We start from the raw sequence: 21,222 nt of genomic DNA, 5'->3' as shown, positions 1-21,222 counted from the left end.
CGGCCCAAAATTGGTCGCCACGTTAACCTGCGTGGCTTTATGATGGTCTGTCACAGGAGCATTTTCCTTACCCGTCAGCCATTGTCCTTAAGGATATTCATGAGCAGCCCCCGCGAGCGCACAACGTTCTCTTCCGATGAAGCAGACCGCCGCAGTGATTTGCCTTTTGCGATCGTGGGTATCGGGGCATCAGCGGGTGGGCTGCAAGCAGTAAAGCGCTTTCTGGAGCACATGCCGGCCGATAGCGGAATGGCGTTCGTGGTGATTTTCCATTTGTCGCCCGATCATCAGAGCTTCGCCGACCAGCTGCTGCAAGGTGTCACTGCCATGCCGGTAATACAGGTCAGCGGCCGCGTGCGCATCGAACCCGATCATGTCTACGTGATATCCCCGTCTCATGACTTGTCCATGGTTGATGGCCATTTGGGTGTGACTCCGCAGATCACGCGGCGGGCCACTCATGTGGCTATCGACTTGTTCTTTCGCGACCTGGCCGAAACCCACCGCGAGCGGGCGTTTTGCCTAGTACTGTCGGGTACCGGGGCGGACGGCGCTGTGGGGCTGTCGCGGATCAAAGAACAAGGTGGTGTGACCTTGGTGCAGACGCCCGAGGACGCGGAATTCGACGGTATGCCGCAGTCGGCAATTGCCACGCAGATGGTGGATTTTGTGCTGCCGGTGGCGCAGATGCCGGCCAAGCTCATCGAACTCTGGCACAACGCCCAGCAGATCGTGTTGCCTGCCGATGCGGGCGTGGCCCACGCCCCCCGTAGCGAGCACGAGGCGGCGCTTGCCGAGCAATCCGTGCAGGAGATTCTGATTCAGCTTCGCCTCGGCACCGGCCATGACTTCAAGCACTACAAGCGCGCCACGGTGCTGCGTCGCATCGAGCGGCGCATGCAGGTGACCGCGCAGTCAGACCTGCGCGGCTACTACCAGTACCTGGTTGAACATCCCTCGGAGACCAAGGCGTTGCTGGGGGACATGCTGATCGGGGTTACAAATTTCTTCCGTGATCCCGAGGCCTTTGAGGCCCTGGAACAAGATGTGCTGCCACAGCTGTTCAGCAGCCTGGATGCGCGCGGCCGGCCGCAGGCAGAGGTGCGTGCCTGGTCGGCGGGTGCATCGACCGGCGAGGAGGCCTACACGCTGGCGATGATGCTCAGTGATCAGCAGATGGCCAGTGGTTCCATGGCCAAGCTGCAAGTATTTGCCACCGATATCGATGAGCGTGCCGTGGCCTCTGGCCGCACCGGTACTTATCCGTTGGCCATTGCTGCCGATGTCCCGCCGGCACGCCTACGCAAATATTTCATCCGCGAAGAATCCTGCTATAAGGTGCGCAAGGAGATTTGTGAGAAGGTGCTCTTCGCCCGGCATAGCTTGCTGGTAGACCCACCTTTTTCTCAGATTGACCTGATTGTTTGTCGCAACCTGCTGATCTACCTGGAACGCGATGTACAACGTGAGATCCTGCAGATGTTCCATTTTGCCCTGAACCCGGGTGGCTACCTGTTCTTGGGTTCCTCGGAGTCGGTGGACCTGTGCCCGGAGTTGTTCATTGCCCTGGACAAGAAAAATCGCATCTTCCGCGCCAAGACCGGTGCGCCGACCGAGCGGCGCCTGCTGAGCATGCCGCGCGGCGGTTACTCGCGTCCATTCGGGGAGCTGACACCCCCTTCGGCCGCCCCCCAACGCAAACTCTCGTTTGCCGACATTCATGCCCGCGCACTGGACCGCATGACGCCCCCCAGCATGATCGTCGATCACAATGCCGACATCATGCACCTGAGTGACGGCGCAGGCCGATTTTTGCGCCATGGCAGCGGCGAGGTCACGCGTAACCTGCTCAACCTGATCATCCCGCCGTTGCGCCTGGAGCTGCGTACGACCTTGTTCCAGGTGCAGCAAACTGGCGAGGCGGTCCGGGCGCGCCCGGTGGAGCTGCACCGAGACGACGTTCAAGTGCAGGTAGAGATAACCGCTCACCCCTACGCGGACAAGGAAACCGAGAATGAGTGCGTACTACTGATTTTTGACGAGCGCAAGGTCGAGGACACCGATTTGGACGCCGGGCTCACCGCGCTGGCCGAGAATCAGGTGTTGGCCAACCTGGAGCGCGATCTACAGCGCACCAAACTGCAGCTGCAGGACACCATCGAGCAATCGGAAATTTCCAGCGAAGAGCTCAAGGCGTCCAACGAGGAGATGCAGGCGGTCAACGAAGAACTGCGCTCGGCTACCGAAGAGCTGGAAACCAGCAAGGAGGAGCTGCAGTCCATCAACGAAGAACTGCTGACGGTCAACACCGAACTGAAGTCCAAGGTGGAGGAGACCGACAAGGTCAATGATTACCTGACCAACCTGATCGCCTCCACCGACATTGCCACGGTGTTCCTCGACCGTACAATGCGCATCAAATGGTTCACCCCGCGTGCCACGGATCTCTTCAGCATGCTACCGATGGATACCGGGCGCTCCCTGCTGGACATCACGCACCGGCTGTCCTACGAGGAAATGGTCAGTGACGCCAGGACGGTGTTCGACACGCTCAGTACCATCGAGCGCGAAGTGTGCAGCACGGATGGGCGTTGGTATATCGCCAGGCTGCTGCCCTATCGCTCGTCCGAGAACTACATCGACGGCATGGTATTGACCTTCATCGACATCACCATGCGCCGTGAAGCCGAGGAAGAACTGCGCCTGGGCGAGGAACGCATGCGCCTGGTGGCCGAGAACACCCGTGATTACGCGATCATCGTCCAGGACGAGCAGGGACTGGTGACCAGCTGGAACACCGGCGCCGAGCTGATATTCGGTCACACCAAGGCGGAGGCCGAAGGCCGCTATTTCGATTTCATCTACTGCCCTGACGACCGAGCCGCCGGCGTGCCAGAGGCGGAATTGGAGGCTGCGCGGCACCAGGGGCGCACCGAGGCCGAGCGTTGGCACCTGCGACGCGATGGCAGCCGGTTCTATTGCGCCAGCGAGCTGAGCTTCCTGCGGGGCGACAACTTCAAGGGGTTCGTCAAGATCGCCCGCGATCTGACCAGCCATGTCGAACTGCAGCGCGAACAGTCCCTGCGCCTGGCCGAAACCCAGAGCACCAGCCAACTGAAAGATGAATTTTTCGCGGTCATGTCCCATGAGCTCAAGCACCCGTTGAACCTGATTCAGCTCAACGCCGAAATGCTTCGGCGCCTGCCGATGATGAGCCGCAACAGCACTGCGGCCAAGGCAGTGGACACCATTCGCGATGCGGTGACCAGCCAGGTTCGGATCATCGACGACCTACTGGACGTGGCTCGGGTGCGCACCGGCAAGCTGCAATTGCAGCGTGTCACGGTCAGCCTCAGCGCGCTGATCCGGGAAGTGAGTCGCGCTTTGGCCGACCGTCGTGGCCCGCAGTTGTTGATCGACTTGCCCGATCCGGCCGAGGAGCCCCTGATGGTGGACGCCGATCCCACGCGCATCGAACAGGTGCTGTGGAACCTGCTCAGCAATGCGCAGAAGTTCACCCCGGCCGAGGGACAGGTTCGCCTCAGCGCCTGCCGCTTCGGTGATGAGGTCAAGGTGGACATTGTCGACACCGGCCCGGGTATCGCGCCAGAGCAACTGGACACCATCTTCGACTTGTTCACCCAGGCCGATACCGCCCATTCCCGACGGCATCGCGAAGGCCTGGGGATCGGCCTGTCACTGGTGCGCCAGCTGGTGGAAGCCCACGGTGGCAGCGTCCGGGTGCATTCGGCTGGGTTGGGCCAGGGCAGCCACTTCACCGTGCTGTTACCGCTGAGTTTCCAGGCGCCGGAGCCTGTCGATCCAGCGGACGACGGCGTCACCGGTGGCCAGCTGGTGGGGCTCAAGATACTGCTGGTGGATGACTCGCCCGAGGTCTTGGACGCGCTGACCCTGCTGTTGGAGATGGAGGCCGCCAATGTTCACGCTTTTGCTGATCCGCACAAAGCCCTGGAGGCCGCCACACAAGATAGCTACGACCTGATCATCTCCGACATCGGCATGCCTGGGATGAATGGCCATGAGTTGATGCAGGCGTTGCGCGGACTGCCGGCAATGGCGCACACCCCAAGTATCGCCCTGACGGGTTACGGGGCCTCCACCGACCTGACGCGCAGCGAGGCATCAGGCTTTACCCGTCACGTGGGCAAACCCGTAAACTTCGATCAGTTCATCGAAGTGATCGTCGAGGTCTGTCCACCGCGCGTTTGAGGTCTCGGCACCTCACTCAGGAGGCTGAGGGAGAACGCCAGCAGGGCGATCGCTCCCACGCCATGACCCATTGAGCAAACGCCTCGGGCGGCATGGGCTCGGCAATCCCGAAGCCTTGCGCCAGTTCGCACCCCAGTTCCAGCAAGCGCGCGCCCTGGGCGGCGCTGTCGACGCCTTCGGCGATGATCTCATGGCCAAAGGCTGCCGCCAGGTCGAGGATAGCGCGCAGGATGGGAATGTCCCGGCTGGAATCGAGCATGTCCTTGATGAACGTCTGGTCGATCTTGACCTGGGCCACCGGCAGGCGCTTGAGATAATTGAGCGACGAGTAACCTGTACCGAAGTCATCCAGCGCAAACCGAATGCCCATGCTCATGCACGCGCGCAGTGTACGCGAGACTTCTTCCAGGTCCTCCAGCGCACTGGTTTCCAATATTTCCATCATCAAGCGATCGCGCTCAAGGTCTGGGAACGCCGCCAAGCGCTGGGCAAGGGTTGTCACAAAATCCGGATGCTGCAGTTGCCGCGCACTGACGTTGATGCTGACCGGCAGGTCCAGCCCCATGCCCTTCCAACTGCGCAGTTGCTGTAGCACATGATCCAGTACCCACAGGCCCACGGCGTGCGCCAGGGCATTGCTTTCCACCAACGGTAGGAAGCTTTCGGGCATCAGCAAGCCACGCTCCGGGTGCAGCCAGCGCACCAGGGCTTCGGCACCGACGACCGAGCCGGTACGCAGATTGACCTTGGGTTGGTAGAACACGCGCAGCTCATGGTTGCGAACGGCGCGCTCGATTCTGTCCAGGAAAGCATCATTGCCGCGCACGTCCAGATCGTTTTGCGCATCGAACACGTGCAGGCGGTTCTTGCCGGCCAACTTGGCTTGATACATCGCCTGGTCGGTCTGACGCAGCAATTGGTCGGCGCTGACTTCGCTCTCCTGTGGGAAATAGCTGACGCCAATGCTGGCCGACAGACGCAGCTGTAACTGCTCGGTGTGGATGACCGTGCTGGCGGCCGCCAGCAGGCGATCGAGCATGGCGCCGCTGTCACTGAAATGGTCGAGGTCGACAATCAGCGCCACAAATTCATCGCCGCCCAAGCGCGCCAGAGTGCAGGCTTCACGGAGGGTCTTGCTCATCCGTCGGGCGACGATGCTCAGTACCTTGTCGCCGATTTCGTGGCCGTGCAGGTCGTTGATCGCCTTGAAACCATCCAGGTCCAGGTAGGCCACGGCCAGTTTGCGCCCGTGCGCCAGCGCATCGGTCATGGCTTGTTGGAGTCGCAGGGCAAGCAGCGTACGGTTGGGCAGGCGGGTCAGGGGATCGTAGTGAGCAATGTACTCCAGCTGTCGCTGGTATTCGTGTAACTGGGTGTCGTCGCTGAACAGGGCGACGAAGTTGCGTACCTCACCGCGTGAGTCGATGATTGCGCTGATGGTTTGGCGGGTGACGTAGGTATGGCCATCGCGGTGACGGCTCAGCAGCGTGCCTTTCCAGTGTTGCTCCTGTTCCAGCCGATGCCACAGGTGCTGGTAGGCGCTGTTGGCGCCGGTCTCGGCTGCCAGGGCCTGCAGGTTCATGCCCAGGGCATCATTGTGGGAGTAGCCGGTGATGGCGCTAAAGGCGGCGTTAACTTCGACGATCGTCCCGTCTGGAGCTGTGACCATGATGGCTTCACGGGCGTGACTAAAAACTCGGTCGGCCAGGCTCAGGCGCCGTTCGACAGCATGCCGGGCCGATAGGTCGGTCAATACGATACGCATCGTCGCGGGCGCTGTGCCGTGGGCGGCGCAATTGAGACGTGCCAACCAGGAACTGCAACCTACTCGCAGCAGCGAGAGTTCGTGTTCCTGGGGCTCGGAGGTAGCGCCTCCATTGACCATGGTGATGTGCCATTTGTCCCGATCTTCGACGGCCACAAAATCGCTGAAGCGTCTGTGCAGCAAGTGCTCGCGCGGTGCGCCGAACAAGCGTTCTCCGGTTTGGTTGACGGCCTCAATTGTGCCATTCACGCTCAGGGTCAAAAAACCGACCGGCGCCTGCTCGTAAAGGTCTTGATAAAGGTCGCGTGAGACTTCCAAAGCCAGGTGCGCCGTGCGCAACTCATCGTTCTGCATTTGCAGTTCAAGCTGGTGAAGCTGTAACGCCTGGACCAGCCGCTCACTGTCGGCGCCTGAGAGCGCGGCGGGCATATCGCAAGCACGATTTCTGTGGGGCGATTCCATGGTGTACGGGCCTCTGCTAGCGCTGTGTGGGGAATAGCGGTGTTGACCACGATCTACGCATGCTAGAACAAGCTGGCCAATGGCCGCGCCTAAGTGGAGAGCCTAGCGTCATGCGCAAGCCGCTTGCAACGCAATCCCTACGGACGGTTCGGAGAAAGAGCGTATTTGCACGGTAGTTGCCGCCGTCCCCTACTCCGAACCAGGCGTAGTTCACCCCGCCTCAAATGGGGGTGCGATTTCGCCTCCTCGAAGGCGTTGAATCCGTGGACGACGCGTTCGCCCAAGCAGATAACGCTCGCGCTGGCCGCAGAAACGCGCGTTAATGATTTGTCGCGAATTAGACAAGGCGAATACTTATGGAACAGCTACCCCGCCTGCAAAGCGGTATCAAGGGCCTGGACGCCCTTCTCAAGGGTGGGCTGGTTGCCGGTTCATCCTACATCGTGCAAGGGCGGCCGGGATCTGGAAAGACCATCCTGGCGAACCAGCTGGCGTTCAATCACACCCAGCAGGGGGGACGAGCGCTGATCGCCACGCTGCTCGCGGAGTCGCATGAAAGGCTGTTCCAGTACTTGTCCACGCTCAGTTTTTTTGATGCCTCAAAGGTTGGCGAGGAAATTCAGTTCGTCAGTGCATTCGATACCCTGGAAAACGAGGGGTTGCCGGAAGTCGTCAAGCTGTTGCGCCGAGAAATCAGCCGTCAGAAAGCCACGGTATTGGTGGTTGACGGATTGCTCAACGCTCGGTCGAAGGCAGGCTCGCAGATCGACACCAAGAAGTTCATCTCGGAACTGCAGGGCCACGCGGCATTTTCCGGCTGCACGGTGCTGTTCCTGACGAGCTCGCGCTTGGACGACGGAAGTCCAGAACACACGATGGTCGACGGCGTGATCGAGATTGGCGAGGAATTGGTCGGTACGCGCTCAGTGCGTCGAATTCAGATGCGCAAAACCCGAGGTAGCGGCGCATTGTCAGGGCTGCATGAGTGCGAAATCGTCGATGAGGGCCTGGTCGTTTATCCTCGGCTTGAAGCCTTGTACAGCCGGTTTCTACCTGACGAGGCTGCTGAACTAAGGCGTGTCACCAGCGGGGTGCCAGCACTTGATGTGATGATGGGGACAGGGCTCGCTGGGGCCTCCGTTACCATGGCGATGGGGCCTTCGGGCGCGGGCAAGACCTCTCTGGGCATCCACTTTATAGCGGCGTCGAGTCCAGAAGCGCCAGGCCTTCATGTCGGTTTCTATGAAAGCCCGCAGCGTTTGACGTTGAAAGCTCAAGCACTGGGTTTTGATTTTGCTTCGATGCGTTCATCCGGTGCATTGCACCTTGCCTGGTATCCCACCTCCCAGGGGCTGGTCGATGCCCTTGGCGCTGATCTGTTGCGTCAAGTGGACGAGCACCATATTAAACGCGTGGTGATTGATAGTCTGGGCGGGCTCGCGCGTTCGGCCACCAACACGCCGCGGCTCGCTGATTTCTTCAGTGCTTTGATGGGCGAATTGCGCAGCCGCGGCGTGACGGTGTTCACCACTTGGGAAGTGCAAGGTATTTTCGGGCCGGAGCTAGCGTCACCGGCACCTGATCTGTCCAGCGTCGTCGACAACATTGTGGTCATGCGCTTCGTTGAGTATGAAGCTGAACTAAAAAGGATGCTCACGATTCTCAAGGTGAGGGACAGCGACTACGATGCTTCCATGACCGAAATGGTCATTGGCGAGCGTGGTATCGATTTGGTCAAAACATTCAAGCGCGCGGTTGCGGTGTTGTCGGGCTCTCCCACAATGACTTAGCAATTCTGAGCTATCGGGACCCCTAGACATGACGACCATTTTGATCGTCGATGACGAGTATCTGATCGCCGACATCCTTAGGTTTGCTTTGGAGGAGGCGGGCTATTTAACGGCCACGGCGAGCAATGGTAGGAAAGGGCTCGAAGCCCTTTGGCTCCATCAGCCCGATTTAGTCATTACTGATTTCATGATGCCGCAAATGAATGGCCTAGAGCTCGCTCAGGCCATCAAGGCCTCTGCGGAATTTGCAGGCATTCCGGTGCTGCTGATGAGTGGCGGGCATGTGCAGGAGGGGACAGCGCATCCACAGTTCTTCCACGCCATTTTCGAGAAGCCGTTTGCAGTGGATGATGTCGTGGCCATGGTTAGATCGTTAGTGCCAGCTTCCGATCGGCCAATGAGCGCGCCTGAGGGTGAGTAGATCCACAGCCGGCTCAGTCACCTGGCTTTCATCGCGTGCGTTGGTTTTGCGATGGGCGAACTAGAGGATCAGCTCGATAGTCCCAGCTATGCACGATGATGGTGCCCATTAAAAACAGCTACCCGAACAACGCGTCAACATCGTCCGCGTTGTTGACGCGGTGTCTATCGCTTTTTTCAACTCTTTGGGCATAGTCGCCACAGTCCCTCAGGGCGCTCAGTTCCTCATCTGAGATGATCTCCAAGGCATGGCGCAGGTCGGGGTCCTCAGCGATAAGCAGGCTTCGGTAGTTGATGAGTGAGTCGTCCATGGCAAAAGCCTTCGTGTTGCAAACCGAGTTGAAGTTCCGAGCTAAGCGCGCAGCCAAAAAGAGCCCGCCACTGCTTGGGGACGTGCGAGGCGGTGATACCGAATTGGCATTGCAGACAGCGTTTGAGTTTAGTTGAGCGACGCTGAGGTGCGAAAACTGGAACGACGAGTGGCGATTGCCCTATGTGTTTGGCTTGTTCAGCTCTACCCCCGGAGGAGGCCTTGCGAGTTAGCCGACGGGGCCTAATAAGCGGCTACGTGAACGTGACCATCGTTGACGGAAAGGTTGTTGCGGTAAAAACCTCAAAAGCAGAGCAAATCATAAAAAGTCGTTGGGCCTCATCAATTGTCTCAGCTTGGTTGTAGCAGAGCAGCAGGAGGGTGGCGCTTTCGAAAAGCTGACGGTGTCATGCCGTTCTAATTTGTGAGGCGGCCGCTTCCGCATTTCACCGTCCTGACTAAGGGCAGGCGACGGCGCAAGGCCTCGACCTCCCGATGCTGGGCTGTAATCCCTGAGGCCGTGCGGGTCTCGCCGGCCAAGGCCAGCCGAGCATTTTCCCGGATGAAGTCTCGAAGCTCTGCGCTTGCCAGCTGAAGTGTCTGCCTAAACGCCTCTGGCGTTCTCATTGTGTGTCGCCTGGCCAAGCGTCAACGGCACGCCTGTGTCATAAGACCACACTAGCTTGTGCTCATGACTGCTTTCTTCGCGCATTGCCGACGGGAAGGCAATCAACGGAGCCGGGGCATGCCTGCTAGCGCCCGGGAATTGGAGGGGCCTAGCTGGAGGTGAGGGGCGGGACGGGTGAGGCATTGATCTGGGTGATGATGCGCAACACGTTCAACTCGCGGTGACTGAGCCAGCGCAGGTTGCTGGACACTGGCCCTGGACGCCATCCGCATGCACTCACCCTCACCTGTGTAGTCGCAGCAAGTACATCGACGGACAACGACACCGGCAGGCGCTAGCGAGACCGCGCAGCCTGGTGACAGCGCAATGAGGGAGGATCGTGTCGGTTCCGGACAGCAAACATTCCATCACTCACCGATCACCCCACGCCGCCTGTCCATCGTGAATGGCGGTAGCGACATGCCCGTCTCGACTAATCGGTCTAAAAGCAGCTTTAAGACGTCAAGCCGACACATCCGCCCCGGCGTTTTTGCGCAACCGGTCCAGATAGTCAGCCCACTGCTGGGCGGCTTCCCGGCGCTGCACCAGCAGTTGCGCACGCGCATACACCGCGCCCAGCGCGCCCGGCATGCGGTGCGACAGCGACAGCTCCAGCACGATAGGATCGATGCCCAGGTGTTCATGGGCGATGGTGCGGTAGGTGGCCCTGAATCCATGGGCGGTGATGTCGTACTCCGGCCAGATCTTCTGAAACGATTTGAGCATGGAGGTCGGGTTGATCGGCCGGCCGGGATAGACTGGCGAGTCGAAGACCCAACCGTTGCCCTGATCATCCACCACACGCGTCTTGCGCAGCTCGCGCAGCAGCACCAGGGCCTGCTCGGGCAAGGGGACGATGTGCTTGCTACGGTCCAGGTGCTTGGTTTTGCTGACCACATAGCGCCAGTCGGCGCCGACCAGGTCGACGTCCTCCCAGCGCATCCTGACCAGCTCACCGGGACGCACCGGCAGCATCACCAGCAGGCGCATGGCCGCTGCCACGGCGCCGGTGCTACGGTCGTCGAGGCGCAGCAAAAAGCGGCCAAGGTCCGCCGGCCGCTCGATCGCCGGGTTGCTGCTCACCACATGGCGAATCTTCAGTTCCTCGATGTTGCTCAGCGCCACGTTGCGCTCGACCCAGCCGCGCCCTTCGGCAAATCCCAGCACCGCGCGGATGATGGTGCGAACTCGGCGTGCCATGGCCATGATGCGCTGGCGGCGCAGCTCGGTGAGGATGGCGGTGATGTGCTCCAGCTTGATCTCGCTGACCGGCTTGTCGCCGATGCGCGGCAGGACGTGATTATTGAGCGCACCGGTGAACCCGGAGACGGACTTGGTCACCAGTTCCGCGGACTTGAAGTTCAGCCACTGCTCGGCGACGTAGCGGAAGGTGCGCGCCTCGTTGAGCAACTGGGCCTCGAGCTTGGCCGTCTTAGCCTTGAGCGGGGCAATATGATTGGCCACGTCGCGCCGCGCCGCGCGGGCGATGTCGCGTGCTTCCTTGAGGCCAATGTCCGGATAGCGGCCGACGGCAAACAGGTTTTCCTTGCCGTGCAGGCGGTACTTGAGCCGCCAGTACTTGGACGCCGGCTTGCCAGCTTTCAGCGAGGTCCTCACCTGGAGGAACAGGCCGGGGACTTCGCCATCGGCGTATTTGCCCGATTGGTCCACCGAGCGGACGAAGGCGTCGCTGAGTTTGCGCCGAAAAGCGGGGGGGCTGTCAGGGGGCATTTGCTGGGGGTACCGTTTTCGTAAAATGAACAGTTACCCTAAATATACCCCCAGAGGTCTTGGAAATCAGTGGATTTGGACGGACGGCAGTGGACAGGTTTTAGCGCTAAATTGTTGTTTTATAAGTAATTAATGGAAGTCAGTGGAACTCGGTCACAAGCTATCGGGGTCCCCAAAGAACATCTGAATCCGCGACCGCAACCACCGCTCCCCCGGGTCGTTATCCTGCGCCCCACGCCACGCCATGTGCAGCTCGAACCCCGGCATCTCCAACGGCATGTCCTCGGCACGCACGCCACCGGCAGCCGTCAGTGCCTCGGCGGTGTAGTCCGGCACTGTCGCGACAATGTCCGTCCCGGCCAGCAGGGTGCTCAAGCCGTTGAACTGCGGCACTGCCAGTACCACGTGGCGCTTGCGGTCGAGTTTTTCCAGCTCGGTGTCGATGAAGCCGCTGAGGTCGCCGGCGAACGACACCAGCGCGTGGGGGCGGGCGCAGAAGTCGTCGAGGCTGATGGGGCCGGGCATGGTGTCGGCGCGCAGCAGCCTGGGGCGGCTGCGGCGCAGCACTTTGCGCTTGGCGTTGGCCGGCAGGTCGTTGGTGTAGCTGACGGCGATGGAGATTTCGCCCGAGGCCAGCAGCGGCGGGGCGAGGATGTAGTTGACGCGGCGGATCACCAGGACGATGCCCGGGGCTTCGGCGCGCAGGCGCTTGAGCAGCGGCGGCAGCAGGGCGAATTCGACGTCGTCGGACAGGCCGATGCGGAACACTGCGGTGCTGGTGGCCGGGTCGAATTCGGAGGCGCGGCTGACGGCGGTGGAGATGGAGTCCAACGCCGGCGACAGCAGGGCGAATATTTCCACGGCGCGGGCCGAGGGCTCCATGCTGCGCCCGGTGCGCACGAACAGCGGGTCGTCGAACAACCCGCGCAGGCGCGACAGCGCGGCGCTGATGGCGGGTTGGCCGAGGAACAGTTTTTCGGCGGCGCGGGTCACGCTGCGTTCGTGCATCAGCGTTTCGAAGACGATCAGCAGGTTGAGGTCGACGCGGCGCAGGTCGTTTCGATTCATCGGGCTCGCTTCAATGCAAGGGTGACAAATGGTTCATGCATGAATCTTACGGGCAAAGGCTGTTAATCTGCACGGGTAAATTCAGTTTTGCCTGGCGCGCAAGCCATCGCGCAATCAATGCCAGGCATGTCGACTATTAATGGCCACGGGTGGTCTAACCGGTAAAGCCCGGATAGAGTTCATGGCATTAGAGGTTAAAAAGGCGAGGTTTGCGATGTCCCGCACGATCCGTTTTCACAAGTTTGGCCCGGCCGAAGTGCTCAAGTGCGAAGAGCATGCGGCCGCCTTGCCCGGCCCGGGCGAAGTGCAGGTGCGCGTCGAAGCCATCGGCATCAGCTGGTATGACGTGCTCTGGCGCCAGAACCTGGCCCCGTCGCAGGCTCGTCTGCCGGCAGGCCTTGGGCATGAAATGGCCGGGGTGGTGACAGCGGTCGGTGACGGCGTCGAAGGTTTTGCGGTGGGCGACAAGGTCGCCAGCTTCCCGGCCGAAAGCCCCAACCAATACCCGGTGTACGGCGAGGTCATCGTGCTGCCGGCACTGGCCCTGACCCGTTACCCCGATGTGCTGACCCCCGTCGAGGCGGCGGTGCACTACACGCCGTTCCTGATTGCCTCGTTTGCCTATACCGAGCTTGCCCGTGCCAAGCCTGGGCAGACTGCGCTGGTCACTGACGCCAGCCACTGCGCCGGCCCGTCTTTCGTGCAACTGGGCAACGCCCTGGGGCTGAAGGTGATTGCTGCCACCAAGTCCGCCGACGAGCGCGATTACCTGCTGTCGCTGGGCGCCAGCAAGGTCATCGTCACCGAAGAGCAGGACCTGTTGATGACCATCAACAAGTACACCGACAACCGTGGCGTGGACATGGTGCTGGACGGCCTGGGCGGCCCGCAGATGTCGATTTTGGGCGACGTGCTGGCGCCACGCGGCAGCCTGATCCTGTACGGCCTGCAGGGCGGCAACCAGACCCCGTTCCCGGCCTGCGCTGCGTTCCAGAAGAATATTCAGTTCTACGTGCACTGCCTGGGCAACTTCACCGGCAAGCCGGAACTGGGCATCAGCCAGGACCAGGCCGCGTTGCAGCGTGCCCTGCGCGAGATCAACCAGTTGACCGCCGACCGCGTGCTGGTGCCGCAGATTACCCGGGTGTTCGCCTTCGAGCAGTTCGTGGAGGCGCACAAGTTGATGGATGAATGCCCATGCGGCGGGCGGATTGCGCTGAGCCTGGTATGAATGACTGGGTAACCCCGTAACCCTCTAATCCGATATCCCTGTACCAGCAACTGTCTTGTGGGAGCGGGCTTGCCAGCGAGCTTTTATGGCCCCAACAACTCGCTGGCAAGCCAGCTCCCACAGGATGTAGCGGCCGCAAGGCCGCGTCAGGGGCGCCCCGGTGCTCGGTCTGGGGTTTTTCGGGCGCGCTCGAGATCGAGCGCCGTCCGCACGGCGCGACGCAGCCTGGCGGCAGCATCTACATTTGTTGCATCGTGCCATGGCCTGACCGATAGGCGTTGCCAGCCTTGTTTGTTTGTCTGGGGATGCGGGTTTGGGATCAAAATTCTTCCCAAATAACTGCCGGATCCTTCTGTAACTTGCTGTGAAACTTCCTACAAATTTCCCCTTGCGCCAAGCGCGGGCCCTCTAGGCTGGCGCTTCTGTCGTTCTCCCTCTGCTGCGCTTGGCATCTGCACTGGTTTTTGCGCTTTTACTGTCACTGTTTTCGCCCATCCGCGCCACCTACCATCCTGAGGGTCAACCACAACTCCCCTAATCGGTGTCAGCGAGTGCTCACTCAACACGTCAGCGTCATTCACCGCGAAGCCATGAACGGCATCTACCAGCAGGTGCTGGAGAAGCTGTTGGCGCACTTCACTCACGCCCAGCGGGCGGCGTTGCAACTGCTGGTGCAGCGCATTGGCGTGGCGGCGGGCGGGCTGGATCGGCTGTCGCAGTTCAAGGTGCTGGTGGCCCATGGCGGCGGCAGCACCAGCGGCCAATGCCTGGCCATGGTGCGTGCAGCGCAGCTGAGCCTGGCGGTGCGTTACCCGGCGACGTTCATGCTGCGCGTGGCCACCTACCGGCATTCGGGCATGGGCTGCGAGGTCATGGCCAACATCGAGCGCGGTTACGCGGCGCTGTCGTTGCACGACGACCCGCGGGTGGAGCTTTTGGTAGTGGATGACCAGCAAGTGCATGCCTACGACCCGCTGGCGCCGCTGTCGGCGGCCACCCGCCTGCGCAACCGTACCGACCTGCTGGTGGCCGGCCACCTGGGTGGCGGCGATGGCCGCGGCAGCCTGTGCCATGGTTGTTACCTGGGGCGCGCGGACTTCTACCAGCGCGTCACTGCCTGGAACGGCGGCGTGCACGCGCTGGTCAGCGGCCAGCCGCCCAATCGCCTGCGCCGCTACCTGGCCTGGGGGCGGCGGGCGGCGCGGCATGCCGGGCTGAGCTTGGGCAGCAGCGAGGGTGAAGGGGGCGACACGCTGCTGGAGGTGGTGAGCCAGGTGGGCGAAGCCTACTACCGCCAGCTGTATGGCGAGAAACTGAGCCTGCGGCGCCTGCCGCGCCCGCGTCGCAAACCCTGTGTGGTGCGGGTGGACATGCACGACCTGCTGGCCGCGGCGCCGCAGGAACACTGGCGGTTGCTGGTGGAGTTCCTGGGTTTCCGTTTTTCCGCGCAGGCCATGGGGTTCAGCGAGACCGCCTGCGCCAACCCGCTGCTGATGGCGCACCTGCGGGGCTTGTGTGCCGAACAGGTGCAGCGGCGCAGCTACGCCGACGGCGTGGCCGAGTACCTGGCGGCCGCGCGCCAGTTGATGCTGCGCAAGGGCACGCCCGGGCACCTGGTGGAGCTGATGCTGTCGGCCTACGACGACCCGCACAAGTTGCAGGAGCGCCGGGCGCTGGCGCAAGAGCATGCGCGCGCCGCTTACCAGGTCGACGACGACCAGCTGGTGTGCCTGCTGTACGCACCCTTCGTCGATAGCGGCCGGCAGTTGCCCAGCTACCTGCAGCATTGCCATCCGCAGCGGGTCGACAGCCTGGCGCTGTTGCACCAGGTGCTGCAGGGCACGCGCAACGACGAGGGCCTGGCGCGCTGGCTGACCGAGGTCAGTGGGCTGCCGATGCCGGCGCTGCGCCGGCTGTATGGCCAGCGGGGCGCCTATGGCCCCGGGCCCCAGACGTTGATCGCGCGGCTGCGGGCCAGCGATCCGGACGGCGCCCGGGTGCCGACCCTGGACCCGGCAACCGGGACAATTTCAATGCAAAGGGTATGTGGCCGCTGATGTCGATCAAATCTCTACAGGGTTTCGCCTACCAGGCGGTGTATCGCTACCTGTCCGCGCTGGTGGACGCCGGCGAGCCGGACGTGCCGTTCAAGCTGCCGTCGCTGCGTTCGCTGGCCGTGCGCCTGGAAGTATCGGTGTCGACCATCCAATATGCCTACACGCTGTTGGAGAACGAGGGGCGGGTGTACGCGCTCGCAAAGTCCGGCTACTACGCGCGGCCACCGGCCCGGGCCGTTCCGGCCAAGGACGGCAGCGACCTGCTGCAGCGTATCCAGGCCGGGCACCGCCTGCAGGCGGGTAGCCAGCCGTTGCTGGCCCTGGATGTGCCGCTGCTGCGCCTGGAGCGCCAAGTGCAGCGCCAATACGCCAATTTGCCGGCCCCGGCCTGGCACCCCTGCGGCGACCCCGAACTGCGCCGCGCCCTGGCCGCGCGCTACACCCAGGGGCCGCGGCATTGCTGGCACGCCGACCACGTTTACCTGGGCAGCGACCTGCGCGGGCTGCTGGATATCCTCTTCGAAGCGCTGGCCCTGGCCGACGAGCCGGTGCTGGTGGCCTCGCCCTGTTGCCCGCTGATCCTGCAGGCGCTGCGCCTGGCCGGGGCGCGGATCATCGAGCTGCCGTTGAGCGACGATGGCCGGCTGGACATGGCCTGCCTGCGTGAGCACCTCGACGCCTTGCCGATACGCTTGCTGGTACTGGATGCCGGTTTCAGCAGCGTGCAGGGCTCGCGCATGCCTGCCGCTGACCTGGACATGCTGGCGCTGCTGCTGACCCGCTACGATGTGTGGCTGCTGGAAAACGACGTGCAGGGCGCATTGGGTTTCGAGCCGGGGCGCAGCCTGCGCGAGTCAATGGCGGCGCAGCGGGTGCTGGTGGTCGGTTCGCTGGAACCCTGGCTGGGCGCCGAGGCACCGTTTGCCTACCTGCTGGCGGCCGGTGCCTCGCGGGCATTGCTGGCAGCGTTCCAGCGGCGCGCCATGCGCCTGCCGCCGTTGCGCCAGAAGGCCGTGGCGCGGCTGCTCGACCAGGGCGTGCTGGACGAGCAGCTGCCGGCCCTGCGCATGCACCTGCAACAACAGCTGTGGCGCATGGACCGCCAGGTGCGCAACCGCCTGGGCCGCTACCTGATGGCCGTGCAGGCGGCCGGCGGCACTGGGCTGTGGCTGCGCAGCCGGTTCCCGCTGGACATGCGCAAAGTGTTCGAGCGGTTGCTGGCCCAGGGGCATGTGGTGGAGCCGGGGCCGTTGTTCAGCGCCCACGGGCTGCACGACCGCTACCTGCGCATTAACGCCGTGGGCATCGATAACGAGGGCCTGCAGGCGCTGATGAAGGCGCTGGCGGAAGCGTTCGGCGAGGAGCGCAAGCTGCTGGAGGTGGCCAGCGGCTGAAGTGGGGCCACCGGTCCAAAAGGCTTTGCCAAAAGGGTGGGTCTGTATGTATAACCAGTGCCTTTCTTCTCGGCACTTGTACAGATCGTGACCCCCGGCAACCTCGACGACCCGTTCTACTACCTGCTCAACTTCCAGCGCGTGCTGGACTGGCTGGCGCTTCGCTACGCCGACCTGCTGGACGACGAGGAGCAGCGTTTCCTCGACGGCTTCGCCCAGTTGCCGCGCAGCGCCCAGGCCTTGCTGGTGCGCATGGTGATGCGCAAGGGCCCGCTGTACCGGGCCAGCAAGCTGGTGTACGGCGAGATCGGTCCGACCCGGGAGGCGGTGCAGCCGCTGCTGCAGGCCGGCTGGGTGGACAGCGGCGCGCCACTGTCGCTGGCGCAGCTGTTCGAGGTGTTGCAGAAGACCGAGCTGTTGGCGCTGTTCAAGGGGCAGGTCAGCCGCGCGTCCCTGCGCAAGGAGCAGATGCTCGCTGAGCTGCTGGGCGCGGCGCCGGAGCCCCAGCCGTTCGCCGCCTGGTGCCCGGATTTGGACGACCAGGTCTATTCCCTGCCGGTGCGGCCTTTATGCGACCGCTTGCGTTTGCTGTTCTTCGGCAACCTGCGCCAGGACTGGTCGGAGTTCGTGCTCGCCGACCTGGGCATCTACCGCTATGAACAGGTGCAGCTGGACCCCGCGTCGCGGGGGCTGCAGAGCCGCGCCGACATCGGATTCTGCGTCGAGCTGCAAGCGTGCCGCCAGGCGTTGGAGGAGGGTGGGTTGCTGGAACCGCTGTTGCAGCGCATTACCGCGCTGGCCAGCGACAACCCCTGGCTGCAGGGCCGCCGCGACCGCTTGCTGTTTGCGGTGGGCCAGCAGTGCGAGCGCCAGGGCCTGATGGAGCATGCCCTGGCGATCTATACCCAGTGCGCCTACCCCGGCGCGCGGGCCAGGCGGGTGCGGGTGCTGGAATTGTGTGAGCAGTACGAACAGGCCCTGGCGTTGGCCGAAAGTGCCCTGGCGGCGCCGGAAAGCGCCGCCGAGGCCCAGCAGATTCCCCGCGTGCTGCCACGCCTGCGGCGCAAGCTGGGGCTGCCGGCACTGCCCAGGGCACGCAAGGCGGCGGTGAATGAATGGCAACTGGCGTTGCCGCACCAGCCTGATCTCAGCGTGGAACAGCGGGTGGCGCTGCACTTGCACCAGCCCCAGGCACCGGTGCATTACGTGGAGAACAGCCTGATCAACTCGCTGTTCGGCCTGCTGTGCTGGCCGGCCATTTTCGCCGCGTTGCCCGGGGCGTTCTTTCACCCGTTCCAGAGCGGGCCTACCGACCTGCACCAGCCCGACTTCCGCCAGCGCCGCGCAGCGTTGTTCGAGGCGTGCCTGGCGCAGCTGCACGACGGCCGTTACCAGGACAGCATCCGCGCCTGCTACCGCGACAAGTGGGGGCTGGCGTCGCCCTTCGTGTATTGGCATGCGCTCACCGAAGAGCTGCTGGAGCTGGCCCTGCGCTGCCTGCCCGCCATGCACCTGCAGCACTGTTTCGAGCGGCTGCTGCAGGACATCGCCGCCAACCGCGCCGGCATGCCGGACCTGATCCAGTTCTGGCCCGAGGAGGGCCGCTACCAGATGATCGAGGTCAAGGGGCCCGGCGACCGCCTGCAGGACAACCAGCTGCGCTGGCTGGACTTCTGCGCCCGCCACCAGATGCCGGTGCAGGTTTGCTACGTGCAGTGGGCGCAGCCGTGATCTACCGCATTGCCGTGCGCGCCCTGTGCGAGTTCACCGCCAAGCTGGGCGACCTGGACCTGCGCTTCACGCCGTCGCCCACCGCCCAGGAAGGCATGGCCGGCCACCGCCGGGTCACGGCCGGGCGCGGCGCGGGCTACCAGAGTGAAGTGGCGCTTGAGGGCGAATACGAAGAGCTGCGCGTGCGCGGCCGCGCCGATGGCTACGACCCGGCGCGCAACCGCCTCGAAGAGATCAAGACCCACCGCGGCGACCTGGAACGCCAGCCCGCCAACCACCGCCATCTGCACTGGGCCCAGGCGCGGGTGTACGGCTGGCTGCTGTGCCAGCGCGACGGGCTGGCGCAGCTTAACCTGGCGCTGGTGTACCTGGACGTCGACAGCGACCGCCAGACCCTCATCGAGGAATGCTGGCAGGCTGCGGACCTGGAGGCGTTCTTCCACCAACAGTGCGCGCTGTTCCTCAATTGGGCGCGCGCGGAAATGCTGCGCGCAGCCGAGCGTGACCAGGCGCTGCGCGAGCTGAAGTTTCCCCATGGCGACTTCCGCCTGGGCCAGCGCGACCTCGCCGAAACCGTGTACAAGGCCGTGAGCACCGGCCGCTGCCTGATGGCCCAGGCCACCACCGGCATTGGCAAGACTTTGGGCACGCTGTTCCCCTTGCTCAAGGGGCTGGTGCCGCAGCAGCTGGACAAGATCTTCTTCCTGACCGCGAAAACCCCGGGCCGGCAGTTGGCGCTGGAGGCGTTGCGGCAGATTGGCGACAGCGCCCCCAACCTGCCGCTGCGCAGCCTGGAGCTGGTGGCCCGGGACAAGGCCTGCGAGCATCTGGACAAGGCCTGCCACGGCGACTCCTGCCCGTTGGCCAAGGGTTTCTACGACCGATTGCCCGCCGCCCGCGCCGCTGCTGTCAAGGTGCGCCTGCAAGACCAGCAGGCCGTGCGCGAAGTAGCCCTGGCCCACCAGGTGTGCCCGTATTACCTCAGCCAGGAACTGGCGCGCTGGGCCGACGTGGTGATCGGCGACTACAACTATTACTTCGACCTCAACGCCTTGCTGTTCGGCCTGGCCCAGGCCAACCAATGGCGCCTGGCGCTGCTGGCCGACGAGGCGCACAACCTGGTGGACCGCACGCGCGGCATGTACAGCGCCAGCCTCGACCAGTACCACCTGGGCGCCTTGCGCCGCGACCCGCCGGCGGCGTTGAAAAACCCGCTGCAGCGCCTCAACCGCGAATGGAACGCGCTGTACAAGGACCAGCTTGGGCCGTATCAGGCCTATGCGCACCTGCCGGACAAGTTCGTCATGGCGCTGCTGCGTTGCGTCAGCGCCATCGGTGACCTGTTCAACGAGCAGCCGGAGGGCCTGGACCGCGCCTGGCTGGATTTCTACTTCGATGCGTTGCAGTTCACCCGCGTGGCCGAGCTGTACGGCGAGCACTACGTGTTCGACATCCAGCAGCGCGAAGGGGCAGGACGGCGGCGCCAGGCGCAGTTGAACCTGCGCAATGTAGTGCCGGCACCGCTCAGCGGGCCGCGTCTGGCGGCGGCGCGCAGTGCCGTGCTGTTTTCCGCCACCTTGAGCCCGCGGCGCTACTTCGCCGACCTGTTGGGGTTGCCGGCGGACTGTGCGTGGATAGACGTGCAGTCGCCGTTCAGCGCCGCGCAATTGCAGGTGCGCATCGTCGACAGCATCTCCACGCGCTTCAACCACCGCAAGGCCTCGCTGGCGCCCATCGCCGACCTGATCGCCGAGCAGTTCGGCCGCCAGCCGGGCAACTACCTGGCGTTCTTCAGCAGCTTCGACTACCTGCAGCAGGTGGCCGAGGTGCTGGCCGAGCGGCACCCGCAGGTGCCGTTGTGGTTGCAGGGGCGCAAGATGGACGAAGCGCAGCGGCGCGATTTTCTCGCGCAGTTCAGCGACCACAGCCAGGGCGTAGGCTTTGCCGTGCTGGGCGGCGCCTTCGGTGAGGGCATCGACCTGCCGGGCAAGCGCCTGATTGGCGCCTTCATCGCGACCCTGGGGCTGGCCCAGCTCAACCCGGTGAATGAACAGCTGAAGGCGCGCATGGGTGAGATTTTCGGTGCCGGGTATGACTACACCTACCTGTACCCTGGCCTGCATAAAGTGGTGCAGGCGGCAGGCAGGGTGATTCGCGGGCAGGATGACCGCGGGGTGGTGATGTTGATCGATGACCGGTTCAGCGAGGGGCGGGTGAAGGCGTTGTTGCCCCGGTGGTGGCAGGTCGGCTGAACCTGTGGGAGCTGGCAATGTGTCAATTTTCATGCAGGCTGGGGATCGAACCCTTCGCTTCAAGGTCAAACTGCCAGTAAACTGACCCACGTGTCCCCGATTTCCCTTTTCCGA

General features: G+C 63.2%; 12 protein-coding genes. 8 read left to right on the top strand and 4 right to left on the bottom strand.

The window, feature by feature from the left end:
• Positions 1-99: 99 nt before the first annotated feature.
• Complete coding sequence (locus tag AC0SZ7_RS04815; protein WP_475503283.1) at positions 100-4,230, top strand: CheR family methyltransferase; 4,131 nt, start codon at positions 100-102, stop codon at positions 4,228-4,230.
• A gap of 16 nt (positions 4,231-4,246) precedes the next feature.
• Here the strand turns inward: AC0SZ7_RS04815 and AC0SZ7_RS04810 are convergent, their stop codons facing one another.
• Positions 4,247-6,457, bottom strand: coding sequence for a putative bifunctional diguanylate cyclase/phosphodiesterase (locus tag AC0SZ7_RS04810; RefSeq protein ID WP_475503282.1), 2,211 nt, complete (start codon positions 6,455-6,457; stop codon positions 4,247-4,249).
• A gap of 356 nt (positions 6,458-6,813) precedes the next feature.
• On the opposite strand from AC0SZ7_RS04810, the gene AC0SZ7_RS04805 reads away from it, so the two are divergent.
• Entirely contained in the window at positions 6,814-8,247 is a 1,434-nt protein-coding gene (locus tag AC0SZ7_RS04805; RefSeq protein WP_475503281.1) for an ATPase domain-containing protein, read from the top strand.
• 28 nt (positions 8,248-8,275) lie between these two features.
• A complete protein-coding gene (locus AC0SZ7_RS04800; RefSeq protein WP_475503280.1) occupies positions 8,276-8,668 on the top strand; it encodes a response regulator in 393 nt (130 codons plus the stop codon).
• A 118-nt stretch (positions 8,669-8,786) separates the two neighbouring features.
• Here AC0SZ7_RS04800 and AC0SZ7_RS04795 read toward each other — a convergent pair whose 3' ends face one another.
• The 3 genes from AC0SZ7_RS04795 to AC0SZ7_RS04785 form a co-directional block, all read right to left on the bottom strand.
• The gene (locus AC0SZ7_RS04795) at positions 8,787-8,978 is read right to left on the bottom strand and encodes a hypothetical protein (RefSeq protein WP_475503279.1); all 192 of its coding nucleotides are present in this window, start codon (positions 8,976-8,978) and stop codon (positions 8,787-8,789) included.
• Between the two features lie 1,128 nt (positions 8,979-10,106).
• Positions 10,107-11,375 (bottom strand): tyrosine-type recombinase/integrase, encoded by a 1,269-nt coding sequence (locus tag AC0SZ7_RS04790; RefSeq protein ID WP_475503278.1) that lies wholly within the window; start codon positions 11,373-11,375, stop codon positions 10,107-10,109.
• Between the two features lie 153 nt (positions 11,376-11,528).
• Positions 11,529-12,443 (bottom strand): LysR family transcriptional regulator, encoded by a 915-nt coding sequence (locus AC0SZ7_RS04785; protein WP_475503277.1) that lies wholly within the window; start codon positions 12,441-12,443, stop codon positions 11,529-11,531.
• Between the two features lie 214 nt (positions 12,444-12,657).
• On the opposite strand from AC0SZ7_RS04785, the gene AC0SZ7_RS04780 reads away from it, so the two are divergent.
• From AC0SZ7_RS04780 to AC0SZ7_RS04760, 5 genes are all read left to right on the top strand, one after another.
• Complete coding sequence (locus AC0SZ7_RS04780) at positions 12,658-13,674, top strand: zinc-dependent alcohol dehydrogenase family protein (RefSeq protein ID WP_475503276.1); 1,017 nt, start codon at positions 12,658-12,660, stop codon at positions 13,672-13,674.
• 551 nt (positions 13,675-14,225) lie between these two features.
• Positions 14,226-15,731, top strand: coding sequence for a hypothetical protein (locus tag AC0SZ7_RS04775; RefSeq protein WP_475503275.1), 1,506 nt, complete (start codon positions 14,226-14,228; stop codon positions 15,729-15,731).
• Positions 15,731-17,125 carry a GntR family transcriptional regulator gene (locus tag AC0SZ7_RS04770; protein WP_475503274.1) on the top strand — a complete coding sequence of 465 codons (1,395 nt, stop codon included), beginning with the start codon at positions 15,731-15,733 and terminating at the stop codon, positions 17,123-17,125. The genes AC0SZ7_RS04775 and AC0SZ7_RS04770 overlap by 1 nt, the downstream gene beginning before the upstream one ends.
• Before the next feature lie 87 nt (positions 17,126-17,212).
• Positions 17,213-18,856, top strand: a complete 1,644-nt coding sequence (locus tag AC0SZ7_RS04765) for a VRR-NUC domain-containing protein (RefSeq protein ID WP_475503273.1) — start codon at positions 17,213-17,215, stop codon at positions 18,854-18,856.
• Positions 18,853-21,108, top strand: coding sequence for an ATP-dependent DNA helicase (locus AC0SZ7_RS04760; protein WP_475503392.1), 2,256 nt, complete (start codon positions 18,853-18,855; stop codon positions 21,106-21,108). Before AC0SZ7_RS04765 ends, AC0SZ7_RS04760 begins: the two co-directional genes overlap by 4 nt.
• The last annotated feature ends 114 nt before the right edge of the window (positions 21,109-21,222 follow it).

The organism is Pseudomonas sp. JC1203, assembly GCF_056175065.1.
Note: the sequence above shows the minus strand (reverse complement) of the source record. Positions and strands in the feature narration are given on the sequence as shown.

Bases quoted from the DNA above. Each gene is read 5' to 3' on its own strand.
- AC0SZ7_RS04815 (WP_475503283.1), top strand. From the start codon at position 100: ATGAGCAGCCCCCGCGAGCGCACAACGTTCTCTTCCGATGAAGCAGAC.
- AC0SZ7_RS04810 (WP_475503282.1), bottom strand. From the start codon at position 6,457: ATGGAATCGCCCCACAGAAATCGTGCTTGCGATATGCCCGCCGCGCTC.
- AC0SZ7_RS04805 (WP_475503281.1), top strand. From the start codon at position 6,814: ATGGAACAGCTACCCCGCCTGCAAAGCGGTATCAAGGGCCTGGACGCC.
- AC0SZ7_RS04800 (WP_475503280.1), top strand. From the start codon at position 8,276: ATGACGACCATTTTGATCGTCGATGACGAGTATCTGATCGCCGACATC.
- AC0SZ7_RS04795 (WP_475503279.1), bottom strand. From the start codon at position 8,978: ATGGACGACTCACTCATCAACTACCGAAGCCTGCTTATCGCTGAGGAC.
- AC0SZ7_RS04790 (WP_475503278.1), bottom strand. From the start codon at position 11,375: ATGCCCCCTGACAGCCCCCCCGCTTTTCGGCGCAAACTCAGCGACGCC.
- AC0SZ7_RS04785 (WP_475503277.1), bottom strand. From the start codon at position 12,443: ATGAATCGAAACGACCTGCGCCGCGTCGACCTCAACCTGCTGATCGTC.
- AC0SZ7_RS04780 (WP_475503276.1), top strand. From the start codon at position 12,658: ATGTCCCGCACGATCCGTTTTCACAAGTTTGGCCCGGCCGAAGTGCTC.
- AC0SZ7_RS04770 (WP_475503274.1), top strand. From the start codon at position 15,731: ATGTCGATCAAATCTCTACAGGGTTTCGCCTACCAGGCGGTGTATCGC.